General features: G+C 53.0%; 18 protein-coding genes and 1 pseudogene. 5 read left to right on the top strand and 14 right to left on the bottom strand.

Features of this window, described 5'->3' with window-relative positions; all coding sequences use genetic code 11:
* The first annotated feature begins 6 nt into the window (after positions 1-6).
* The 4 genes from LMED105_RS09110 (at position 7) to zapD (ending at position 3,597) form a co-directional block, all read left to right on the top strand.
* Positions 7-1,245 carry a type II secretion system F family protein gene (locus LMED105_RS09110; protein ID WP_008250434.1) on the top strand — a complete coding sequence of 413 codons (1,239 nt, stop codon included), beginning with the start codon at positions 7-9 and terminating at the stop codon, positions 1,243-1,245.
* Positions 1,242-2,081 (top strand): A24 family peptidase, encoded by an 840-nt coding sequence (locus tag LMED105_RS09105; RefSeq protein WP_008250433.1) that lies wholly within the window; start codon positions 1,242-1,244, stop codon positions 2,079-2,081. Before LMED105_RS09110 ends, LMED105_RS09105 begins: the two co-directional genes overlap by 4 nt.
* Positions 2,082-2,088: 7 nt before the next feature.
* Positions 2,089-2,715, top strand: coding sequence for a dephospho-CoA kinase (coaE, locus tag LMED105_RS09100; RefSeq protein ID WP_008250432.1), 627 nt, complete (start codon positions 2,089-2,091; stop codon positions 2,713-2,715).
* Positions 2,716-2,835: 120 nt separating this feature from the next.
* A complete protein-coding gene (gene zapD, locus LMED105_RS09095) occupies positions 2,836-3,597 on the top strand; it encodes a cell division protein ZapD (protein ID WP_040513092.1) in 762 nt (253 codons plus the stop codon).
* A 5-nt stretch (positions 3,598-3,602) separates the two neighbouring features.
* On the opposite strand, the gene LMED105_RS09090 is transcribed toward zapD, so the two are convergent.
* The 5 genes from LMED105_RS09090 to LMED105_RS09070 form a co-directional block, all read right to left on the bottom strand.
* Positions 3,603-4,568, bottom strand: a complete 966-nt coding sequence (locus tag LMED105_RS09090; protein ID WP_040513090.1) for a Nudix family hydrolase — start codon at positions 4,566-4,568, stop codon at positions 3,603-3,605.
* A 5-nt stretch (positions 4,569-4,573) separates the two neighbouring features.
* Entirely contained in the window at positions 4,574-5,440 is an 867-nt protein-coding gene (locus LMED105_RS09085) for an ATP-binding protein (RefSeq protein ID WP_008250429.1), read from the bottom strand.
* A gap of 12 nt (positions 5,441-5,452) precedes the next feature.
* Complete coding sequence (argJ, locus tag LMED105_RS09080; protein ID WP_008250428.1) at positions 5,453-6,682, bottom strand: bifunctional glutamate N-acetyltransferase/amino-acid acetyltransferase ArgJ; 1,230 nt, start codon at positions 6,680-6,682, stop codon at positions 5,453-5,455.
* A gap of 49 nt (positions 6,683-6,731) precedes the next feature.
* Positions 6,732-9,494 (bottom strand): preprotein translocase subunit SecA, encoded by a 2,763-nt coding sequence (gene secA, locus LMED105_RS09075; protein WP_008250427.1) that lies wholly within the window; start codon positions 9,492-9,494, stop codon positions 6,732-6,734.
* A gap of 100 nt (positions 9,495-9,594) precedes the next feature.
* The gene (locus LMED105_RS09070; protein ID WP_083797154.1) at positions 9,595-10,572 is read right to left on the bottom strand and encodes a M23 family metallopeptidase; all 978 of its coding nucleotides are present in this window, start codon (positions 10,570-10,572) and stop codon (positions 9,595-9,597) included.
* Positions 10,573-10,901: 329 nt separating this feature from the next.
* On the opposite strand from LMED105_RS09070, the gene LMED105_RS16800 reads away from it, so the two are divergent.
* Entirely contained in the window at positions 10,902-11,093 is a 192-nt protein-coding gene (locus LMED105_RS16800) for a hypothetical protein (RefSeq protein WP_156799624.1), read from the top strand.
* 65 nt (positions 11,094-11,158) lie between these two features.
* Here LMED105_RS16800 and lpxC read toward each other — a convergent pair whose 3' ends face one another.
* The 9 genes and pseudogenes from lpxC to ftsW all read right to left on the bottom strand — a co-directional run bounded on the left by lpxC (position 11,159) and on the right by ftsW (position 20,848).
* Positions 11,159-12,079, bottom strand: a complete 921-nt coding sequence (gene lpxC, locus LMED105_RS09060) for a UDP-3-O-acyl-N-acetylglucosamine deacetylase (RefSeq protein WP_008250418.1) — start codon at positions 12,077-12,079, stop codon at positions 11,159-11,161.
* Positions 12,080-12,225: 146 nt separating this feature from the next.
* Positions 12,226-12,729, bottom strand: coding sequence for a peroxiredoxin (locus LMED105_RS09055; RefSeq protein WP_008250416.1), 504 nt, complete (start codon positions 12,727-12,729; stop codon positions 12,226-12,228).
* A 195-nt stretch (positions 12,730-12,924) separates the two neighbouring features.
* Entirely contained in the window at positions 12,925-14,094 is a 1,170-nt protein-coding gene (ftsZ, locus tag LMED105_RS09050) for a cell division protein FtsZ (protein WP_008250414.1), read from the bottom strand.
* Positions 14,095-14,157: 63 nt separating this feature from the next.
* Positions 14,158-15,387, bottom strand: a pseudogene (gene ftsA, locus LMED105_RS09045) (cell division protein FtsA).
* A gap of 25 nt (positions 15,388-15,412) precedes the next feature.
* On the bottom strand, positions 15,413-16,192 hold the full coding sequence (locus tag LMED105_RS09040) for a cell division protein FtsQ/DivIB (protein WP_008250409.1): 780 nt from the start codon (positions 16,190-16,192) through the stop codon (positions 15,413-15,415).
* The gene (locus LMED105_RS09035; protein ID WP_008250408.1) at positions 16,193-17,164 is read right to left on the bottom strand and encodes a D-alanine--D-alanine ligase; all 972 of its coding nucleotides are present in this window, start codon (positions 17,162-17,164) and stop codon (positions 16,193-16,195) included.
* The gene (gene murC / locus LMED105_RS09030; protein ID WP_008250406.1) at positions 17,161-18,561 is read right to left on the bottom strand and encodes a UDP-N-acetylmuramate--L-alanine ligase; all 1,401 of its coding nucleotides are present in this window, start codon (positions 18,559-18,561) and stop codon (positions 17,161-17,163) included. Before murC ends, LMED105_RS09035 begins: the two co-directional genes overlap by 4 nt.
* Positions 18,558-19,631, bottom strand: a complete 1,074-nt coding sequence (gene murG / locus LMED105_RS09025) for an undecaprenyldiphospho-muramoylpentapeptide beta-N-acetylglucosaminyltransferase (RefSeq protein WP_008250404.1) — start codon at positions 19,629-19,631, stop codon at positions 18,558-18,560. Before murG ends, murC begins: the two co-directional genes overlap by 4 nt.
* Positions 19,628-20,848 carry a putative lipid II flippase FtsW gene (gene ftsW, locus LMED105_RS09020; protein ID WP_050771201.1) on the bottom strand — a complete coding sequence of 407 codons (1,221 nt, stop codon included), beginning with the start codon at positions 20,846-20,848 and terminating at the stop codon, positions 19,628-19,630. Before ftsW ends, murG begins: the two co-directional genes overlap by 4 nt.
* Positions 20,849-20,866 lie beyond the last annotated feature (18 nt).

Raw genomic sequence — 20,866 nt, 5'->3', positions numbered from 1 at the left:
CGCACAATGAATGCAAACCTGAGAGAGAAACCCCCTTCAGGGGACTTGCTGTTTTTGTGGACAGAGAAACCCAAAGGCAAAGCACAAAAGGCCCGATCAGGCGAAATCAGGGCAAGGTCAATTGACCATGCCCGCTATCAGCTAAGCCGGCAAGGTGTCAAAGCCAGCTCACTTCGAAAAGCCAAACCCTACACTGGCAGCAATATCCAATTGGTCTTGGTGGCCTCGTTTGTCAGGCAGCTTGCGGTCATGATTCAGTCAGGCGTACCGCTGGGGCAAAGCCTTGGTTTGATTGCGGGCGGCATGACCAGCAAATCCAAAAGAGCCATTCAAACAGTGGTTAGAGCCATTCGGGCTGACGTGGAAAGCGGCTTGAAACTCAGCGAGGCCATGCGCAAACACCCACGCTGTTTCGACAATCTGTTTTGTAACACCCTGGCCGCCGGCGAGAACGCCGGTGAACTCGACTCAGCACTGGGGCGTTTGGCCACCCACATTGAAAAAACATTGCGAATTCGGCAAAAAGTGCGCAAAGCCATGATTTACCCAAGCATTGTGGTGTTGGTGGCAATTGGTGTCACAGTGGGCATGTTGCTGTTTGTCCTGCCTTCGTTCAAGTCCATTTACTCTCAGTTTGATGCTGAGCTGCCTTTGCTCACCACGCTGCTGCTGCAAGCCTCCGACTTTCTTCAGGAATACGGGTTGATGGTGCTGGCCGGCATGGGCCTGGGTATGTACAGCCTGTTTCAAATGTATCGCCGAAATCAAAAATTCAAAAACTCAATGGACATTCTGTTGTTGCGAATGCCATTGGTTGGCGACCTGATGAAAACCGCGGTTCATGCACGCTGGACACGCACTTTCGCAACCTTGAGCGCTTCGGGCGTGCCGATTACTTCAGCACTGGAATCGGTGGCCAGTGTGTCCCAAATTCGAAGCTTTCAGGATGCCACGCTTGAAATACGGCAAGCCGTTGCCTCGGGTGGTCGGGTTTCCGACAGCATGGAGAACAGTCGACTGTTTCCGCCAGAATCGATCCAGATGATTCGGATTGGGGAGGAGTCGGGCAGGATGGACTCGATGCTGGAACGACTGGCCAATCAGTATGAAACCAATCTTGATGACAAAGTGGATACACTGTCCACCGTCATGGAGCCCATGATTATGTGCATTATTGGCATACTGGTGGGCGTGCTCATCGTGGGCATGTACATGCCGATCTTCAATATGGGAGACATTGTTTGACCGCACTGAATGGTTTGGAGCCAGCCCAATGGCTTGTGCTAAGCGTGCTGCTGGGGCTTTGTATCGGTTCGTTTCTGAATGTGGTGGCCCACCGCTTGCCCATCATGATGCAACGAGCCTGGGATGCAGACCTTGCTGAAGCCCAGGGCCGTGAGCCCGAGGAATTTCCGCGGTTTAACCTGTTTCTGCCCGCGTCCCATTGCCCGGCTTGTAAAACGCCTTTGAAAGCCTGGCATAACATTCCCGTGATTTCTTACCTGCTTCTGCGGGGTAAGTGTGATCATTGCAAAAGCAAGATCTCCTTGCGCTACCCTGTCGTTGAACTGTTGTGCGGGGGGCTTTTTCTGGCCATTGGCTTGCTTCACCCACCCGGCGTTGTGGCCTTGGCCTTGATGGTATTTGCAGCCAGCCTGCTGGCTTTGGCACTGATTGACCTCGACACTTACCTGTTGCCCGACAGCATTACCCTACCCCTGTTGTGGGCTGGTTTGCTGTTTAACCTTTTTGTCGAATTTGTGCCTTTGGCCAGCGCGGTCTCTGGGGCAGCCATGGGTTATCTGGTGTTGTGGCTAATCTACCAACTCTTCAAACTGGCCACAGGAAAAGAAGGCATGGGCTACGGAGATTTCAAACTGTTGGCTGCAATTGGCGCTTGGTTGGGAGTCACATCCCTTTTCAGCGTGGTGTTGTTTGCCTCTGTATCCGGCATTGTATTCGGCCTGATTATTCAAACCATTCGCGGAAAGAAAAAAACCGATGCATTCCCCTTTGGCCCTTGCCTGGTCATGGGTGCATTGGCGTGGATGGCAGGCTTTGACCTGACCAAGTGGATTTAAACAAGCCATGCACATAGCCTTAAACAAACCCAAGCAGTTGGTGGTGGGCCTGACCGGCGGAATTGGATCCGGGAAAACTGCGGTTTCCAGTCGACTTCAAACCTTGGGCGCCACGATCATCGATACCGACGAAATTGCCCACAGCCTGACCAAAACCGGAGGCCTGGCGATACCCGACATACAGAAAGCGTTTGGCCGTGAGGCATTGCTTCCCGACGGCAGCATGAATCGCGATCACATGCGGGCTTTGGTATTCAAAGAACCCGAGAAGCGTATTGCGCTGGAGAAAATTCTTCACCCAAAAATCCGCCAGCTTGTTCAGCAACAACTTGACACCGGCGCAACACTGTACTTCGTACTGGTGGTGCCGCTGCTGTTTGAAAAAGGGGGCTGGGGCGAACTGATGGATGAAATCATTGTGGTCGATTGCCCAGTGGAACAGCAGGTTCAAAGGGTGATTCAACGCAACGGTTGGCCTGAAACACAAGTACGCGCCGTAATACAGAACCAGGCCACCCGAGAGAAGCGGTTGGCAGGTGCAACAGAGGTGATCGAAAACAATGGCGGGCTAGCCGAACTGATTAAAAAAATCGACTTTCTGCACCAAAAATTAATAAAAAAAGCGCAAAAATGACCTTGCTATTTGCATGAAAACCACAGGTGCGCCACAATCACACCTGATGTTCCTTTTAATTGCGATGGCTCGGTGACTCAAGTTACAGACGAACAACAGACCACCAATCCGGTCACTCAAATCACCACATACGAGTTTCCACTCAACGAGAGAATTCGCACGCTGTTGCGCCTTGAAGATTTATTCGCCAAATTCGGCTTCTTCATGTCGCAAGACCACCGACTTGACCACCACACTGCCCTGCTCACTCTGTTTGAAATCATTGAAGTCGGCTCGCGTGCTGATTTAAAAAGTGATTTGCTCCAGGAGCTGGACCGGCAGCGCGCATCGCTGGTTCAATTCAGAGGACACCCAGGCGTCGATCGCAACATGCTCGAGGAAACACTGGCCAGCATTGACTCCACCGCCACGCAATTGAACCAGTGCAATGGTCGACTGGGCTACCACCTGCGAGACAATGAATTCCTGATGATTATTCGCAGCCGCTGCACTATTCCAGGCGGCGTTTGCGAATTTGACCTGCCTGGTTATCACCGCTGGCAGTCCCGTTCTGCCCAAGCGCGACGCGTCGATATTGAGGCCTGGTTTGAGCCCATGCGGCCCCTGGCCAAAGCCATTGAACTGGTGCTGAAAATTTTGCGCCACAGCGGCGAAATGAGCGTAGTGACTGCCGAGCAAGGCAATTACACCCAGCAGATGAGTGGCAAAACATTTCAGCTGTTGCGAGTTGATTTACCAAGCGACCTGGAAGTGGTGCCCGAATTCAGCGCCAACAAGTATATGTTGTGGATTCGATTCAACATTCCGAATGCGAACGGGGTTAGCAAAAATAACCCTTACCTCGAACCGATTGAATTCAAGATCAGGCTTTGTAACCTGTAAATCGCCTAGGCAACCCCGAACTGACTGAGCATGGCAATGCCATGAGCGCCGTGCAAACGAGCGTCAGGAATATCGTAGCCGGCCAGTCCCCCAATCGCAAACACTGGCAATCGCGCAGCTTGCGTTATTTCAAGAAACCTTTCCCAGCCCAAACCCGACTGTTCCGGATGCGATGTAGTTTGTTTCACAGCACCCAACACGGCATAACTCAAGCCACGATCAAAGGCAATTCGCAGGCTGCCTGCATCATGCACAGAAGCGCCAGCGCACTGTAAATCCTGAAATTGCCCGGACAGCAAATGCGCTTGCGTCAAATGCAGCGGACATGGCAAAGCGTCCAGGTGCTCACGCAAATTAACCCAGGTATCCGAATTCAACAACATCGCCTGTCCGGTTTTCTGGCACAAGCCATAACAGTGCTCAAAAGCCTGAATCAAGGCATCGCCGCTCAGGGTCTTTTCACGAAACTGAACATAAACCGGGAGCTTGGTCGCGTTCAAGCCCCGCTCCAATCGCTCGGCACAGGCTTCGAACCCGGCTTCATAGTTACTCAACGCCATCACCGTGGGCTGGGCCAATTTGGGCAACAGCGGTTCAGTCGCAGGCAAAATCGGGGAAAGGTCGGAACTGTCGAGGCTGGCCCAGGTAAAGGGCTGTTGCTCCAGCGATTTGGGTGTACCTTCAAAATGCCAAACTCGGTACAAATGCAGGCGCACATTGGCGTGCTCGTAATCGTGTTCAATGCGGAACCAAGGCCCACCCTCCAGTGCGGTAATGTCCAGTTCTTCTTTCAGCTCACGCACAAGGGCTTGCCACACTGTCTCGTCTGGCTCTACTTTACCGCCAGGAAACTCCCAATAACCGGCATAAGGCTTGCCCTCTGGCCGGCAACCCCAAAGTACTTGCCCAGCGGCGTTGAAGACCACGGCCACTGCAACATCAATTCGGGGTTTCACATGCGAACTCGCCATTTGGTTCACAAGCCGTTCGAGCCTGCCCAGTGTTTGGCAAACTGATAAGCCAGTCGACCACTGCGGCTACCGCGCTCAATCGTCCACCGAAGTGCAATGTGGCGAGCCTCATCGGTGTAAGGCATATTGAAATGCTCCAGCCACACTTGCACCGCAGCCAGATATTCATCTTGATTAAACGCATGGAAGGACACCCACACACCGAATCGATCCGACAGCGATACCTTTTCTTCGATGCCTTCAGCTGGACGGATTTCTCCGTTTTCCATGTGCTGGGTTTGAAGATTGTCCTTCATCATTTGCGGCAACAAATGGCGTCGGTTCGATGTGGCGTAAATCAACACATTGTCAGAGGTGCCCGCGATAGAGCCATCGAGCACGCTTTTCAGCGCCTTGTACCCGGCCTCTCCCTCTTCGAAGGAAAGGTCGTCACAAAACACAATAAAACGCTCAGGTCGCCCATTCACCAAATCCACCACATCTTGCAAAAACAACAAATCTGTTTTGTCGACCTCGATCAGGCGCAGGCCTTGTGCCGAATAGCGGCTTAACATGGCACGCACCAAACTCGATTTGCCTGTGCCACGCGCACCAGTCAGCAACACATTGTTGGCTGGCAGGCCTTTCACAAACTGGTGGGTGTTCCGATCCACTTTTTCGAGTTGTGGACCAATGTTTTTAAGCACTGCGGCATCCAGGGACTCGACAGTTTTGACTGGCTCAAGTCGCAACTGACCTGCCCGGTGATGCAGCCGGAATGCAGTCGAGGCATTCCAGTTTGTGGGGGCCTTCATCACCCCCTGCTCCAAGGCTTGGGCGATACGGCTCAGTTGCTCAAGAATGGCCTTGCCGTCGTTGTGCTGGGTACTCATGGCGCTCCGCAGTTAACTGCGGTAGTCCGCGTTGATGGTGACATAGTCATGCGAAAAGTCGGTGGTCCACACGGTGGTGCTGGCACTGCCCCGCCCCAATTGAACCCGCACGGTAATTTCTGCGTCGTTCATCACGGCCTGGCCCTGTTCCTCACGATAATCCGGATGACGGCCGCCATTTTGAGCCACGTACACGTCGCCCAGGTACAGCTGAATCTTGGTTTGATCCAGATCATCAATGCCGGCGTATCCAACCGCCGCCAAAATGCGGCCCAGGTTGGGGTCTGATGCAAAGAAAGCAGTTTTCACCAAAGGAGAGTGACCAATGGCATAAGCCACTTTCAAAGCCTCTTCTTCGTTACCAGCCTGCTCTACCTTCACTGTAATGAATTTGGTGGCCCCTTCGCCGTCGCGCACAATGGCCTGCGCCAGCTTGATCGATTCGGCCTTCAGTGTCTCGAATACTGCTGCTGCTTCGGGCTCTTCTCCGGTTTGAATATTGACTGCCTTGCTTTTGCCAGTGGCAATCACCACGAAGCTGTCATTCGTCGAGGTGTCGCCATCGATCGTAATTCGGTTGAACGACGCATCGGCCATGGCTGTCGTCCACTTTTCCAGCACCGGCTGAGCGATTGCTGCATCGGTGGCCAGGTAACCCAGCATGGTGGCCATGTTGGGGCGAATCATGCCAGCACCCTTGGACACACCAGTGATTGCAATTTCACCGGAACCCACCTTCAGCCTGCGGCTGCTGGCCTTGGGCAATGTGTCGGTGGTCATGATTGCAGTGGCTGCATCCAGCCAGTCGGCTTTGCCCAAACCTGCAACCGCCTGGTCAATGCCCAACAACAGACGATCCATGGGCAAGTTCTCAAGAATAACGCCGGTTGAAAACACCAGAATCTGCTCAGGTAGCACACCCAGCAGCTCGGCCACCTTGGCCGTGGTTGCACGTGCATCCGCCAAACCACGTTCGCCCGTGCCCGCGTTGGCGCAACCGGTGTTCACCACCAAGGCTCGAATGCCTTTGCCTGCTTTCAAATGGGCTTGGCATACCTGAACGGGCGCGGCGCAAAACCGGTTCTTTGTGAATACACCTGCCACGCTACTGCCTTCAGCCACACGCACCACCAGCACATCTTTCCGGTTGGGTTTGCGAATTTGAGCCATGGCATAACCCATGTCCAAACCAGCAACTGGAAACAGTGCATCAGCAGCAGGTACATTCAAATTCACAGGCATGGCAATCAACTCCTTGGCACGCGGGCTTCGCGCAAATATTTCAATAATCTCAGGAAATTTTTCCGTGGCATTGCTTGTACTTCTTGCCGGAACCACAAGGGCAAGGGTCGTTACGGCCCACTTTTTCACTCACCCTGCGGGGAACATTTGCCGGCGCGGCAGAACGATCTTCTTCAGAGGCCTGTTCCTCTTCTTCACCACTGGCATCGGGGTGCTGGTACTGCATATTGTCCAGATGCGCGGCGGCTTCCTGCTCCAGCTGTTGCTCCGCCTGCTGCACTTGCTCGGCTGTTTGAACACGCACGGTCAGCAGCACCTTGGCCACCTCGTCACGCACACGGTTCAGCAAGGCACCAAACAGTTCAAACGCTTCGCGCTTGTATTCCTGTTTTGGGTTTTTCTGGGCATAGCCACGCAAGTGAATGCCTTGGCGCAGGTAGTCCAGCGCAGCCAGATGTTCACGCCAGTGGGTGTCAATGCTTTGTAACAGCAGTGTTTTCTCAAACTTGGCGAAGGAATCCACACCAACCAATTGAACTTTGGCTTCGTAAATTTCATCGGCCATTTGCAGAATGCGTTTCAGGAAGTCTTCATCGGAGCTTTTGGCATCCTCTTCCAGCCATTTGCGCAAGGTTGCCTCAAGCTGGTATTCATTGCGCAGCACGGTTTCCAAGCCTTCGAGATCCCATTGTTCTTCAACAGACTCTTCAGGGATGTACTCACGGAACACTGCCTCCAGGGCACCATGACGCAAGTTGCCGATGGTTTCACGAATTTCTGCGGATTCCAGAATTTCATTGCGCTGCGCGTAGATGATTTTGCGCTGCTCGTTCGACACATCATCGTATTCCAGCAATTGCTTGCGAATGTCGAAGTTGCGGCCTTCAACTTTGCGCTGGGCAGACTCGATTGAGCGGGACACGATGCCTGCTTCAATGGCCTCGCCTTCTGGCAGCTTGAGGCGCTCCATAATCGCGCGGACACGGTCGCCTGCGAAAATACGCAGCAACTGGTCTTCCATCGACAGATAAAAACGCGATGAGCCCGCATCGCCCTGTCGACCTGCACGGCCGCGCAGCTGATTGTCAATTCGGCGGCTTTCATGGCGCTCACAACCAATAATGTGCAAACCACCCGAGGCCAACACGGCCTCGTTTCGCAGCTTCCATTCGGCGCGCGCTTTCTCGATCAGCGCTGGCTTGGCGGCTTCGTCAATTTCAGCATTGTTTTCAATGCCCGCCAGCTCACGCTCCAAGTTGCCACCCAACACAATGTCGGTTCCCCGGCCTGCCATGTTGGTCGCAATGGTAATGGCCTTGGGGCGCCCGGCTTGGGCCACAATCTCGGCCTCGCGTTCATGCTGCTTGGCATTCAACACGTTGTGCGGCAGCTTTTCCTTCTCCAGGAAACTGGCGATCAGCTCAGAGTTCTCAATCGAGGTGGTACCCACCAGTACAGGCTGACCGCGCTCATAGCAGTCCTTGATGTCCTCAAGAATGGCGTTGTATTTCTCGCGCGCACTTTTGTAGATTTTGTCTTGCGCATCTTTGCGGGTAATTGGGCGGTGCGTTGGAATGATTACTGTTTCAAGGCCATAAATGGACTGGAACTCAAACGCTTCCGTGTCCGCAGTACCGGTCATGCCCGACAGCTTCTTGTACATCCGGAAATAATTCTGGAACGTGATGGAGGCCAGTGTCTGGTTCTCGGCCTGAATGCGGGCACCTTCCTTGGCTTCCACAGCCTGGTGCAGGCCATCTGACCAACGACGACCCGGCATCAAGCGGCCCGTGAATTCGTCAACGATGATCACTTCACCGTTTTGAACAACATAGTGCTGGTCTTTGTGAAACAGATTGTGGGCACGCAAAGCGGCCATCACGTGGTGCATCAGCGAAATGTTGGCCGCATCGTACAGGCTGGCGCCTTCGGGCAACAAACCCATCTGGCTTAGAATCTGCTCGGCTTTTTCATGGCCGGCCTCGCTCATCTGGATTTGGTGACCTTTCTCATCCACATAGAAATCACCCGGCACCTCTTCCTCGCCAGGCTTTTGCTCGCTTTGCATGCGCACCAGTTGCTTGGGCAAGCTGTCCAGTTTGCGATACATCTCGGTGTGATCGTCAGCCTGGCCGGAAATGATCAATGGCGTGCGCGCCTCGTCGATCAAAATCGAATCCACTTCGTCGACGATCGCGTAATTCAAACCACGCTGCACACGCTCGCCCACGCTGTACACCATGTTGTCGCGCAGGTAATCAAAACCGAATTCGTTGTTGGTGCCGTAAGTGATGTCAGACGCATAAGCAGCTTGCTTCTGGTCATGTGGCATGCGGGACAGGTTACAACCCACTGTCAGGCCGAGGAAGCTGTAAAGCTTGCCCATCCAGGCAGCATCGCGAGAAGCCAGATAGTCGTTCACGGTAATCACATGAACGCCTTTTCCTTCCAGTGCATTCAGGTAGGCTGGCAGAGTAGCCACCAGTGTTTTACCTTCACCCGTGCGCATTTCTGAAATTTTGCCCTGATGCAGGGCCATGCCACCGATCAACTGCACATCGAAGTGCCGCATGCCGAACACCCGCACGCTGGCCTCGCGAACCACGGCAAAGGCCTCGGGCAGCAAACTGTCCAACGTGTCGCCTTTGGACAGGCGCTCTTTGAATTCAGCAGTTTTTGCACGCAAGGCATCGTCGCTCAAGGCCTGAATGGTGGGTTCGAGCGCATTGATTTGGTTGACGGTTTTACGGTAGGTCTTTAGCAACCGTTCATTGCGGCTGCCAAAAAGCTTTTTCAGAGTGTCTGTGATCATAATGTCGGCTGGTTCGACCCTTGAGGGGCCTGAAAGTCAATCGACCGGGTTTTGGGTCCGGTCGATTCCAAAAACAGCCTAGAAGTTTAGCACGCGAAGCCTAGTCCAGCGGGACAGGAGCGCTTTCCGAGAATAAGCCGTTCAAGGCGGCCACTGTCGAAGGGCCAGGGCGGGGAAGACCGTTCTTTTCCAAGAACTTATTGGGGTTTTGTGGCACGCCATCTACACGCACCTCAAAATGCAAGTGAGGACCCGTAGAGCGGCCAGTGCTGCCCACCAAGGCAATTTTTTGACCCAGCCGTACGATGTCGCCGGGTTTGACCAGCAGCCTGGACGCATGGGCGTAGCGTGTGGTGGTTTTGTTGTTGTGCTCAATTTCGACCATATTGCCGTAGCCTGGATGCCACTTGGCCTCCACCACTACACCGGCTGCCGCAGCCAAAATAGGCGTACCGGTGGGTGCAATAAAATCGATCCCTTCATGAACAGACCGACGGCCGGTGAACGGGTCGATCCGGTTACCGAAGTTGCTGACTGCAATGGTGTCTGTGAGGGGGGACTCGTTGGGAACACTGAGAAACTTGACTCGGGCGCTTTGAAGGTCGGTGTCGATGATACTGAAGACATCCGCCTGTCGCTCAATCTGGTTTGCCACGTCCGAAATGGCGGTTTTGACTTCCCTGTAGTTCAATGACTTTTCATCTTTTTGCTGCAAACCACCCTGACCCAGTTGCTCCGTTAGAGTGACTTTGGTATCCAGCCCGTTGGATTTTAACAATCGCACGCTCACTGCATCCAGGCGGGCAAGTTGAGCCCGCATTTCAGCCAAACGAATAGCCATGGCGTCCAGCGGGCTTCCGGTTTCAGCCACGTCATGATGCTTTGCCAATTGTTGGGAATAGACAATGTCTTGAACGACCGGGATTTGTTCACCGTAGCGCGCGGCCAAATACAGGCCGGCTGCCATGAAAGACCCCGCCAACATAACCAGCAAAACAAGCAACAATGCAACGTGGCTGGTCTTTATACTGAGTACACTGGTGCGAGAAAAAGGACCCCGCATAAGAATTAACTGCATGTATAACCTCCTCAATCCGCGTAGCGAACCGAATTCACCCGTTTTTAACGGGTTTTAGTGAGAACACCCCGGTGAAACCAAAGCATTCCGCATTATCTCCCTTGGCAAGCCTGATGCAGGAACCACAAACCAGCTCTTTAATCACTCAAGCGGCGCAATCGCGTCGACTTGAAAAGATTATTCACACATGGCCATCGCTTCGCGGTGTGACCTTTAGTGTTGGACCAATCAAAAAAGACAAACTAAAAATTTTCGTGTCGACCCCGGCGGCGCTGACGCGCCTGAGGCAATCCTTACCCAGCCTGATTCAACATCTGCAGGGTTCGGGCATGAATATAAACGAAATCCAGCTACAAATACAAACCAATCCGCTGACATCGAAGCAGTTGGAGCGTCGCCCAAAAAGGGCTGTTTTCTCGGATGCTGCCAGAAAAGCATGGCTGGACCTTGAAAACCGGCTGGGGGATTCGCCAGTGAAGGAGGCCACCCAAGCCCTGAACAAACACCACAAATTCAAGTAGTTTCTAGAATGTATCCGAAAACCACAAGATTTTGTTGTGTTTAATATTATTTTACAATCGGGCGCTTAGGCAACCGCCCAATCTGCTCTAAATACGGTAGGTGTTTCCCTGACACTTTCAAAGGTCACCACTTCGTACGAGGAGGGGTCTTCAATCAGGGCTCGAATCAGCTGATTGTTCAAACCGTGACCAGAACGGTAAGCCTGGTATTCGCCAATAATAGGATGGCCAATCACGTACAGGTCGCCGATCGCGTCCAGTACCTTGTGTTTCACAAACTCATCGTCGTAACGCAGACCATCTGAATTCAGGATTCGATACTCATCCATCACAATCGCATTGTCGAGGTTACCACCCAGCGCCAAACCCAGATTACGCAAGGTTTCAACATCTTGCGTGAAGCCAAAGGTGCGCGCACGGGCAATATCGCGGGTAAAGGATGTGCTGGAAAAGTCGATTTCAACCATTTGCCCGGTCTTGTCGATCGCGGGATGACCAAAATCAATTTCGAATTTCAAGCGGAAACCATCGTAGGGCTTCAAACTGGCATATTTCAGGCTTGCGCCCTCACCTTCTCGAACCTCGATCGACTTCTTCACCCGAATAAACTTCTTCAAGGCGGATTGTTCAACCAGGCCAGCCTGCTGAATAAGAAACACAAAAGAGATGGCGCTGCCATCCATGATGGGAACTTCTACCGCAGTCAAATCAATGTAGGCGTTGTCGACACCCAGGCCACACAAAGCGGACATCAGGTGTTCAATCGTGGAAACTTTGGCACCGTCTTTCTCGAGTGTGGAGGCCATGCGGGTGTCACCAATTGCCAGCGCATTCACAGGGAAATCCACTGGTTCTGGCAGGTCGACTCGCCTGAACACAATACCTGTGTCGGGTGGCGCGGGTCGCAGCGTCATGGTCACCCGCTTGCCGGAATGCAAGCCGATGCCCGTGGCACTCAACACTTGTTTTAGGGTTCTTTGTTTCACACAACTTTCCTTGAATTGTCACCGAAGTGTAACCACCCGGTCAGTTCAACCCAAGATTTTTTATGGAGGTCAAACTCCAATTAGGGTTAAAACGGGGTAAAAGTGTCGCAAAATTGCACGAATTACCCTGTTTTCTCGGTTATTTCTTAAATTTGCGACAACAGCTTTTCAGCCGTGCTGTTCTCGAATACACCGGGCGCTTCCACATTCAATTGGGTCACTACGCCGTCTTTCACCAGCATCGAATAACGATTTGACCGAACACCCATGCCGCGTGCCGTCAGGTCCAGTTCCATGCCAATTTTCTTGGTGAATTCTGCTGAACCGTCAGCCAACATGCGTACTTTGCCTTCCGCACCCAAAGACTTGCCCCACATGCCCATCACGAATGCATCGTTCACCGATATACACCAAATTTCATCAACACCCTTGGCTTTAAACGCATCATAGTTCGCAATAAAACCCGGAACGTGTTTTGCAGAGCAGGTAGGTGTGTACGCGCCAGGCAAGGCCAGAATCGCAACCGTTTTACCGGCCAACTCTTTTTCCACTTCAAATTTGTTTGGGCCCAAAGAACAGCCCTCTGTTTCTTCATGAAAAAACTCGAACACGGTTGCATTGGGCAACTTGTCACCGATGTTGATTGTCATTTTTATACTTCTCCTAAAACCTCAAAAATACACCACACAAGCGACCCTGGGTAGATCGCGGATCTGCAGTCTTCGGCAAAACTGCAAACTTCACCCGCGAACCACCGAGGGTGTTGATAGGACATTCACTTCTCGAAAATGTTCTCGAAAAGCAGATCGCTTGCTTTTATTGTGGCACTCGCAGTCCTGCTACGTTCAGTCTGCTTGACGTCGCAAAAATGCGGGAATGTCAAACCGATCCATGCCACTGTCTTGCAAAGCCTGTACGCGTGAAGCTGCGTTGTCGCGTGGATTGCGGAATACAGCCGGAATGGCGTAATCCGTTTCACCTTGCTGACCGCTTACAGCGTCGAACGTACCAGTACGAGCCATTGGCTGGTACTGCTCGGCCTGCACCAAAGTGGGCTTGGCTGCTTTACGACCCAATCCAGTGGCAACTACAGTGACTCGCAGGTCATCGCCCATGGTTTCATCGTAAGCTGTACCGAAAATCACGGTTGCGTCTTCAGCTGCGTAGGCACGGATGATGTTCATCACTTCTTTGGTTTCCTTCAGCTTCAGGCTCTTGCTTGAAGTGATGTTCACCAACACACCACGTGCACCCGACAAATCAACACCTTCCAGCAAAGGAGAAGCGATAGCTTGCTCGGCCGCTTCGCGTGCACGGTCAGGACCGTTGGCAGTTGCCGTACCCATCATGGCTTTGCCTACTTCAGACATGATTGTTTTCACGTCTTCGAAGTCGACGTTCACGTTGCCTTCCACGTTGATGATTTCTGCGATGCCAGCGCATGCGTTGTGCAACACATCGTCGGCAGCAATGAAACAATCTTCCTGGGTTGCATCGTCGCCAACCACTTCCAGCAGCTTCTCGTTCAACACGATAATCAGTGAGTTCACTTTGCTGGACAATTTCTCCAGACCTTCTTCTGCAGCCTTGCAGCGTTTGGTCCCTTCAAATTCGAAAGGCTTTGTCACTACGGCCACGGTCAGAATACCCAACTCTTGGGCCACTTCAGCAACCACCGGTGCAGCGCCTGTACCTGTACCACCGCCCATGCCGGCTGTGATGAACACCATGTGTGCCCCACGCAATGCATCGCGAATACGGTCACGGTCTTCTTCAGCCGCTTGGCGACCTGCCTCGGGTTTTGCACCCGCACCCAGACCGGTTTTGCCCAGCTGAATAAGTACATTGGCTTTGGTTTTTGCCAGCGCCTGTGCATCCGTGTTGGCGCAAATGAATTCGACGTTTTGAACGCCTTGCGCAATCATGTGGGCCACCGCGTTACCGCCTGCGCCGCCTACACCTACAACTTTAATGACAGTCCCTTGGGTTTCTGTCTCGAGAATTTCAAATGACATGGTGTTTGCCTCCTATCTAGCAAAAATTAACATCGCCGAAAAAACTAATTAAAAAAACCGCAATTAAAAATTACCCAAAAACCACTCTTTCATTTTCTGTACCGTTTGCTTCAGGCCGCCACCTTGCGAGGCCACCCTGCGGCCACGCAAATGTTGCGCGCGCGCTTCGTGCAGCAAACCCATCGCTGTTGCAAAGCGCGGGGTGCGAACCATATCAGCCAAACCTCCCGCGTAATCAGGAACGCCAATCCGCACAGGTTTCATGAAAATGTCTTCACCCAGTTCTGCAATACCTGGCATCAGGCTGGTACCACCGGTCAACACCACCCCCGAGGACAACAACTCTTCGTAACCCGATTCGCGCAACACTTGCTGCACCATTAAGAACAACTCTTCAAGGCGTGGTTCGATGACAGCGGCCAAGGCTTGTTTGGACAAAGTTCTCGGGTCGCGCTCGCCAATGCCGGGCACGTCGATTTTTGCGTGTGGATCAGCCAGTACTTGTTTGGCCACGCCGTGACGAATTTTGATTTCCTCTGCATCTGGCGTTGGTGTGCGCAGGGCCATTGCAATGTCGTTGGTAATTTGATCGCCAGCAATTGGAATCACCGCAGTGTGACGAATTGCACCGCCAGTGAACACGGCGATATCGGTGGTGCCACCGCCAATATCGATCAGCACCACACCCAGTTCTTTTTCATCTTCAGTCAACACAGCCATGCTGGAGGCCAGTGGCTGAAGCATCAGGTCCTGTACTTCCAAACCGCAACGGCGCACACACTTCACGATGTTCTGTGCAGCTGAAACTGCGCCGGTCACAATGTGCACACGGGTTTCCAAACGAACACCGCTCATACCCAACGGTTCACGCACATCTTCCTGCCCGTCCACGATGAATTCTTGTGGCAACACATGCAAAATTTGCTGGTCAGTTGGAATATTCACAGCCTTGGCGGTTTCGATCACGCGGGCGACATCGGCCTGTGTGACTTCACGTTCTTTAATGGCCACCATGCCCGAAGAAATGAAACTGCGAATGTGGCTGCCCCCCATGCCCGTGAGCACGGTTTGAATTTGCAATCTGCCATCAACTCGGCCTCTTCAAAGGGCTGCTGAATGGAATGCACTGTGGACTCCATATTGACCACTACGCCTTTTTCATCCCCGCGAATCATGTTGCGCCCCGCCTATGACTTCGAAGCGGCCATCAGGCAGCAACTCCGCAACCATGGCCACAACTTTCGCAGTGCCAATGTCCAGCCCAACTATCAAATCTTTCGGCTCTTTGTTCATGGTGCCCAGTTTCAATTTTTCATATTCAGTTCAATTTCATGCTTGAAGCGCCAGCAGGTTTTGACACCGCCAAACGCTCGCCCTTTACTGCCACACCCCTTGGATAGCGCAGGTCAATTCTTTCCACTGCCGCCATCACCTGGCTTGTAATTTTTGGATAAACCGCCAGCAGTCGATCCATTTTCTGTTCAATGCTGAAATTCTCTTGCGCGCGTCCCAGTTCAATCGTGATGCCCGTGTCTGTTTCAATCGACCATGCGTAACGATCTGACAACTCCACTCGCGAGGGCCACATGCCCAAGGTTTTCAGTTTTTCGATGCTTGACACATACATTTTCGATACAAGCAATTCACTGCCCGCAGGCCCGTTCAATACTGCCAACTGCTGGTCTTCTGCGACTTCAGCCAAGTTGGCAGAGAAGACTTCTCCATACGTGTTGACCAACCGTGTTTCGCCCCACAAGGCCAAAGGTGTGTGCCCCTGAATCTGGATACGTAAGCCACTAGGCCAGGTACGCTGCACAACCGCCTTCCGCACCCAAGGTTGGGCTTCCACCTGTTCCCGTACTTTCTGCAAATTGGCCGAGAAAAAAGTGCCCTCGATTTTCGGCAGCACATTGGCCTTAAAACCAATCAAGTTCACACGCTCTACATCGCCGACCAATTCCACGCGCTTCAGTTCAAACACCGGGCGCTGAATCAACCACTGAATACACGCATAGCCCAAGAGCACCAATGCCAGCGCTGAAAACAGCCCTGCAATAATGCTCATGAGTTTGTCGTCGTTCCAGATTGCTCCCAGCATTTAGCGCGCGCCTCCCACATTCAAACCGGATGCTTTTAGGCGTGCGCTGGCTGCGATCTGCAGCACCAGGTCGTCGTACTCAACACCGCTTGCGCGTGCGCTCATGGGCACCAAAGAATGGTCAGTCATGCCGGGCGATGTGTTCATTTCCAGCAACCAGGGCTTGCCGCTTTCGTCGACCAACACGTCGGCGCGCCCCCACCCAGCGCAACCCAAGACTTGGTAGGCCTTGACGCAAAGCGCTTGTACCTCGGCTTCAAAGTCACTATTCAAACCGCTTGGACAGAAGTACTTGGTTTCATTGCCGATGTATTTGTTGTGGTAGTCGTAGTTGCCATCGGGCGCCTGAATGCGGATCACAGGCAAAGCGTGCGCACCAGCGCCTTCACCCATGACCGGCACGGTCAACTCTTGTCCGCTGACAAATTTTTCTGCCAGTACATTAGGGTCATATTTGTAGGCCAAATCAAATGCGGCCTGCAATTGATCCACTGTTTTTACTTTGGTCAAACCCAGGGTTGAGCCTTCCTGAGCGGGTTTCACGATCAAGGGCAAACCCAAGCGCTGTACCACTTCACTCACGTTGAAACCAGGCTCAAGGCGAACATAATCGGGCGTGGCCAAGCCCTGGCTGATCCACGCTGCCTTGGTCAGTATTTTGTCCATGGCCAAGGCCGATGCAGTCACACCACTTCCAGTGTAGGGAATGTTCAGCCACTCCAGAACACCTTGAATCGTGCCGTCTTCGCCGAAGCGTCCGTGTAGAGAAATCACTGCGCGGTCAAACTCGCCCTGTGCCAGCTCGACCATGCTGCGCTCAGCCGGATCGAATCCATGCGCATCCACGCCGTTGCGTTTCAAAGCAGCCAGCACCATGCTGCCTGATTTCAGCGACACTTCCCGTTCAGCGGAACGACCACCGAAAAGCACCACCACTTTGCCCAGGCTTTTTGCATCAACACGTGTGCTCATGGTTTTCCTCCTTGAGTACTGGCCACCAATCGACCAGGCAAGGCACCAATTGAGCCTGCACCCATCGTGATGACCAAATCACCATCGCGGGCAATGTTTAAAATCGTACTTTTCATCTCATTCATGTCTTCTACAAATACGGGTTCAGTGCGCCCAGCCACGCGCACAGCACGCGCCAGTGAGCGGCCGTCGGCGGCGACAATCGGCGCTTCCCCGGCGGAATACACTTCTGACAAAATCACCAGGTCTGGTGTACCCAGTACCTTGACGAAGTCTTCAAAACAGTCGCGTGTGCGTGTATAGCGGTGGGGCTGAAAGGCAAGCACCAATCGCTTGTCCGGGTAGGCACCCCGCGCGGCCGCAAGTGTAGCGGCCATTTCAACGGGGTGATGTCCATAATCATCGACCACCAGAAAGTGGCCTCCCTCTTTGGCGGCCACCTCGCCGTAATGCTGGAAACGGCGACCAACACCATTGAATTTTTCAAGCGCAGCAACAATCGCTTCATCAGAAACACCGATTTCCGTGGCCACCGCGATTGCCGCAAGTGAATTGCGTACGTTGTGGTCGCCTGGCAAATTCAAGGTAATGTCCAGCGGTGCTTCGTCTTCACGCAACACCGTGAATTTCATTTGCCCTTGGCAAGCCTGAACATTCACCGCGCGAATTTGCGCTTGTTCAGACAAACCGTAAGTCACAATTGTTTTCGAAACAAAAGGCATGATCTCGCGTACGCAAGGATCGTCCACACACACTGCGGCCACGCCGTAGAATGGCAGGCGCTGCGTGAACTCGACAAAGGCTTGCTTCAAGCGTGCGAAGTCATGTCCATAGGTTTCCATGTGATCCGCGTCAATGTTGGTGATCACAGCGATGACAGGCATCAGGTTCAAAAAAGAGGCATCCGATTCATCCGCCTCAACCACCATGAATTCGCCAGTGCCAAGTTTGGCATTGGCACCTGCAGAATTCAGACGACCACCAATCACGAATGTGGGGTCTAGCTTGCCTTCAGCCAAAATGCTAGCCACCAAACTGGTGGTGGTGGTCTTGCCGTGCGTACCGGCCACAGCGATGCCTTGCTTCAAGCGCATCAGTTCAGCCAACATGACAGCACGGGGCACCACTGGCACACGTGCTGCACGCGCAGCCAACACCTCGGGGTTGCTGCCGCCAACCGCGGTCGATGTCACCACCGCATCTGCACCGGCAATGTTCGACCGTTCGTGCCCCGTAAACACGGTGGCACCCAATTTGGCCAGTCGCTGGGTTACCGCAGAGTCAGACAAGTCCGATCCGCTCACCTTGTAACCCAGGTTAATCAATACCTCGGCGATTCCGCTCATCCCGGAACCACCAATACCGACAAAGTGCACATGTTTGACTTTGTGTTTCATACCTTCGCAACCTGTTCAATGTAATTCGCCACTTCCTGCGTGGCTTGTGGTTTGGCCAAGGCCCTTGCACGCTCTGCTTGTGCAAGGCATGTGTCCCGGCTGGTTTGTTGCAACCAGTTGGCCAGCCACGCGGCATCCAATTCATGTTGCTGGCGCAGCCACGCGGCATTCTCTTTCACCAGAAAACCTGCATTGTGGGTTTGGTGATCATCAACAGCATGGGGAAAAGGCACAAACAATGCCGCAACCCCAATGGCTGCAACTTCAGCGACGGTCATTGCCCCAGCCCGGCAAATGACCAGATCAGCCGTGGCCATGGCCGCCGCAACATCATCAATAAATGCCAACTGCTGCGCACCGACACCTGCCTTTTCGTAGTTATCGCGCAAAGCTGGCAAGTTTTTCTCTCCCGCCTGGTGCACAACCTCGGGTCTGCAATCAGCAGGCAACATCGCCAAGGCTTTGGGTACCACCTCATTCAAGGCTTGTGCGCCCAAACTTCCACCCAGCACCAACAATTTCAACGGACCACTGCGCCCTTGAAAACGCGCGCGGGGCTCGGGCTGGCTATAGATCATTTCGCGCACAGGGTTACCAACCCAATTGGAATTTGGCAAAGCGTACGGAAAAGCAACCAGGTTGCGATCTGCCAACTTGGCCAACACTTTGTTCGTCAGGCCTGCAACCGAGTTTTGCTCATGGACCACCAAAGGAATATTCAGCAAACTGGCCATCATACCCAGCGGGAAAGCCACATACCCTCCCATACCCAATACCACTGCGGGCCGGGTGCGACGAAGGATCTGAACAGAAGTCCAGAATGCACGCAGCAATTTCAATGGCATGAAAACCTGCTGCAAGATACCTTTTCCGCGAAAACCCGAGAACACCAAGGTGTTCATTTCAACGCCGTTTGCTGGCACCAAACGACCTTCCATGGCCTGTGGGTTTCCCGCCCATTGAACTTGCCAACCACGGGCTTTCAATTCAGATGCAACGCTCAAACCCGGAAAAATATGGCCACCGGTACCACCCGCTACAATCAATGCCAATCGCTGGGCTTTGCTCATGCAGCACCTCCCCGCATCATGGTTCGGTTTTCATGATCAATCCGGAGCACTAAGGCAAGGGCTGCGCAGGTCACGAGGATTGCGGAGCCTCCATAACTCATCAATGGCAAGGTCAAGCCTTTTGTAGGCAGAACCCCCAAATTCACACCCATGTTGATGAAGCACTGAACCGCGATCCAGATACCCACCCCTTTGGCCACCAAACCGGAGAATGTGCGCTCCAGTGCAATGGCTTGGGCACCCACTGCAAAGCATCGTTTAACGATGTACATGAACAGCAAAATAACAACCGTCACACCCACAAAGCCCAGCTCTTCGCCAATCACTGCAAGCAAGAAGTCGGTGTGGGCCTCAGGCAGGTAATGCAACTTTTCAACGCTGCCACCCAAACCTACGCCCAGTACTTCACCCCGGCCAAATGCGATCAAGGAATGCGATAGCTGGTAGGCCTTGTTCAGGGCATTGTCGCCCTCCCACGGGTCGAGGTACGCCAGCAAACGAGCCCGACGGTAATCACTGAATGCAATCAACAAAGCAAATGCTGCGCTGAGCGCAAACAACACACCAAAAAATACCCGGCCATTGATGCCACCCAAAAACAGGATTCCGAACACCACTGTGACAATCACGATGAATGCGCCCATGTCAGGCTCAAGCAAAAGCAGCATGCCTACCAAAAACATAGCCATGAACATGGGAAACAAAACCTTCCCAAAACGCTGCATGTAGGCTTGCTTGCGCACGGTGTAGTCGGCTGCATAAATGATCGCGCACACCTTCATCAATTCAGACGGTTGAATATTCAACACATACAGTGATAGCCATCTGCGAGCACCATTCACCTCTTTGCCAATACCGGGAATCAACACCAACACCAGCAAAGCGATACAACACAAAAACACCAAGGGCGCCAACTCTTGCCAGGTTTTCATTGGAATCTGGAAAACACAGAAGGCTGCTACAAATGCCACGGCAATGGACACCGCATGCCGAACCAGAAAGTGTGTGGTTTGATAGTTGGCGTACTTGTTGGAATCGGGTAAAGCCACTGTGGCCGAATACACCATCACAAGACCCAGAAACAGCAACGCCAACACAGCCCAAATCAGCCCTTGGTCAATCACCTGAGACACTGCAGGCCCACGGTTGACTCTGTACATGGAAGATGACAAACCACCTCCTGCCGCCGTGGCAGGGATCAGGCTTTTGAATTGCATGTTGCTTTGATCTTTCTT

The sequence above is a fragment of the Limnobacter sp. MED105 genome, from assembly GCF_000170915.1.
Lineage (GTDB): Bacteria > Pseudomonadota > Gammaproteobacteria > Burkholderiales > Burkholderiaceae_B > Limnobacter.
The sequence above is the reverse complement of the archived record's forward strand: the minus strand, read 5'-3'. Positions and strand labels throughout refer to the sequence as shown.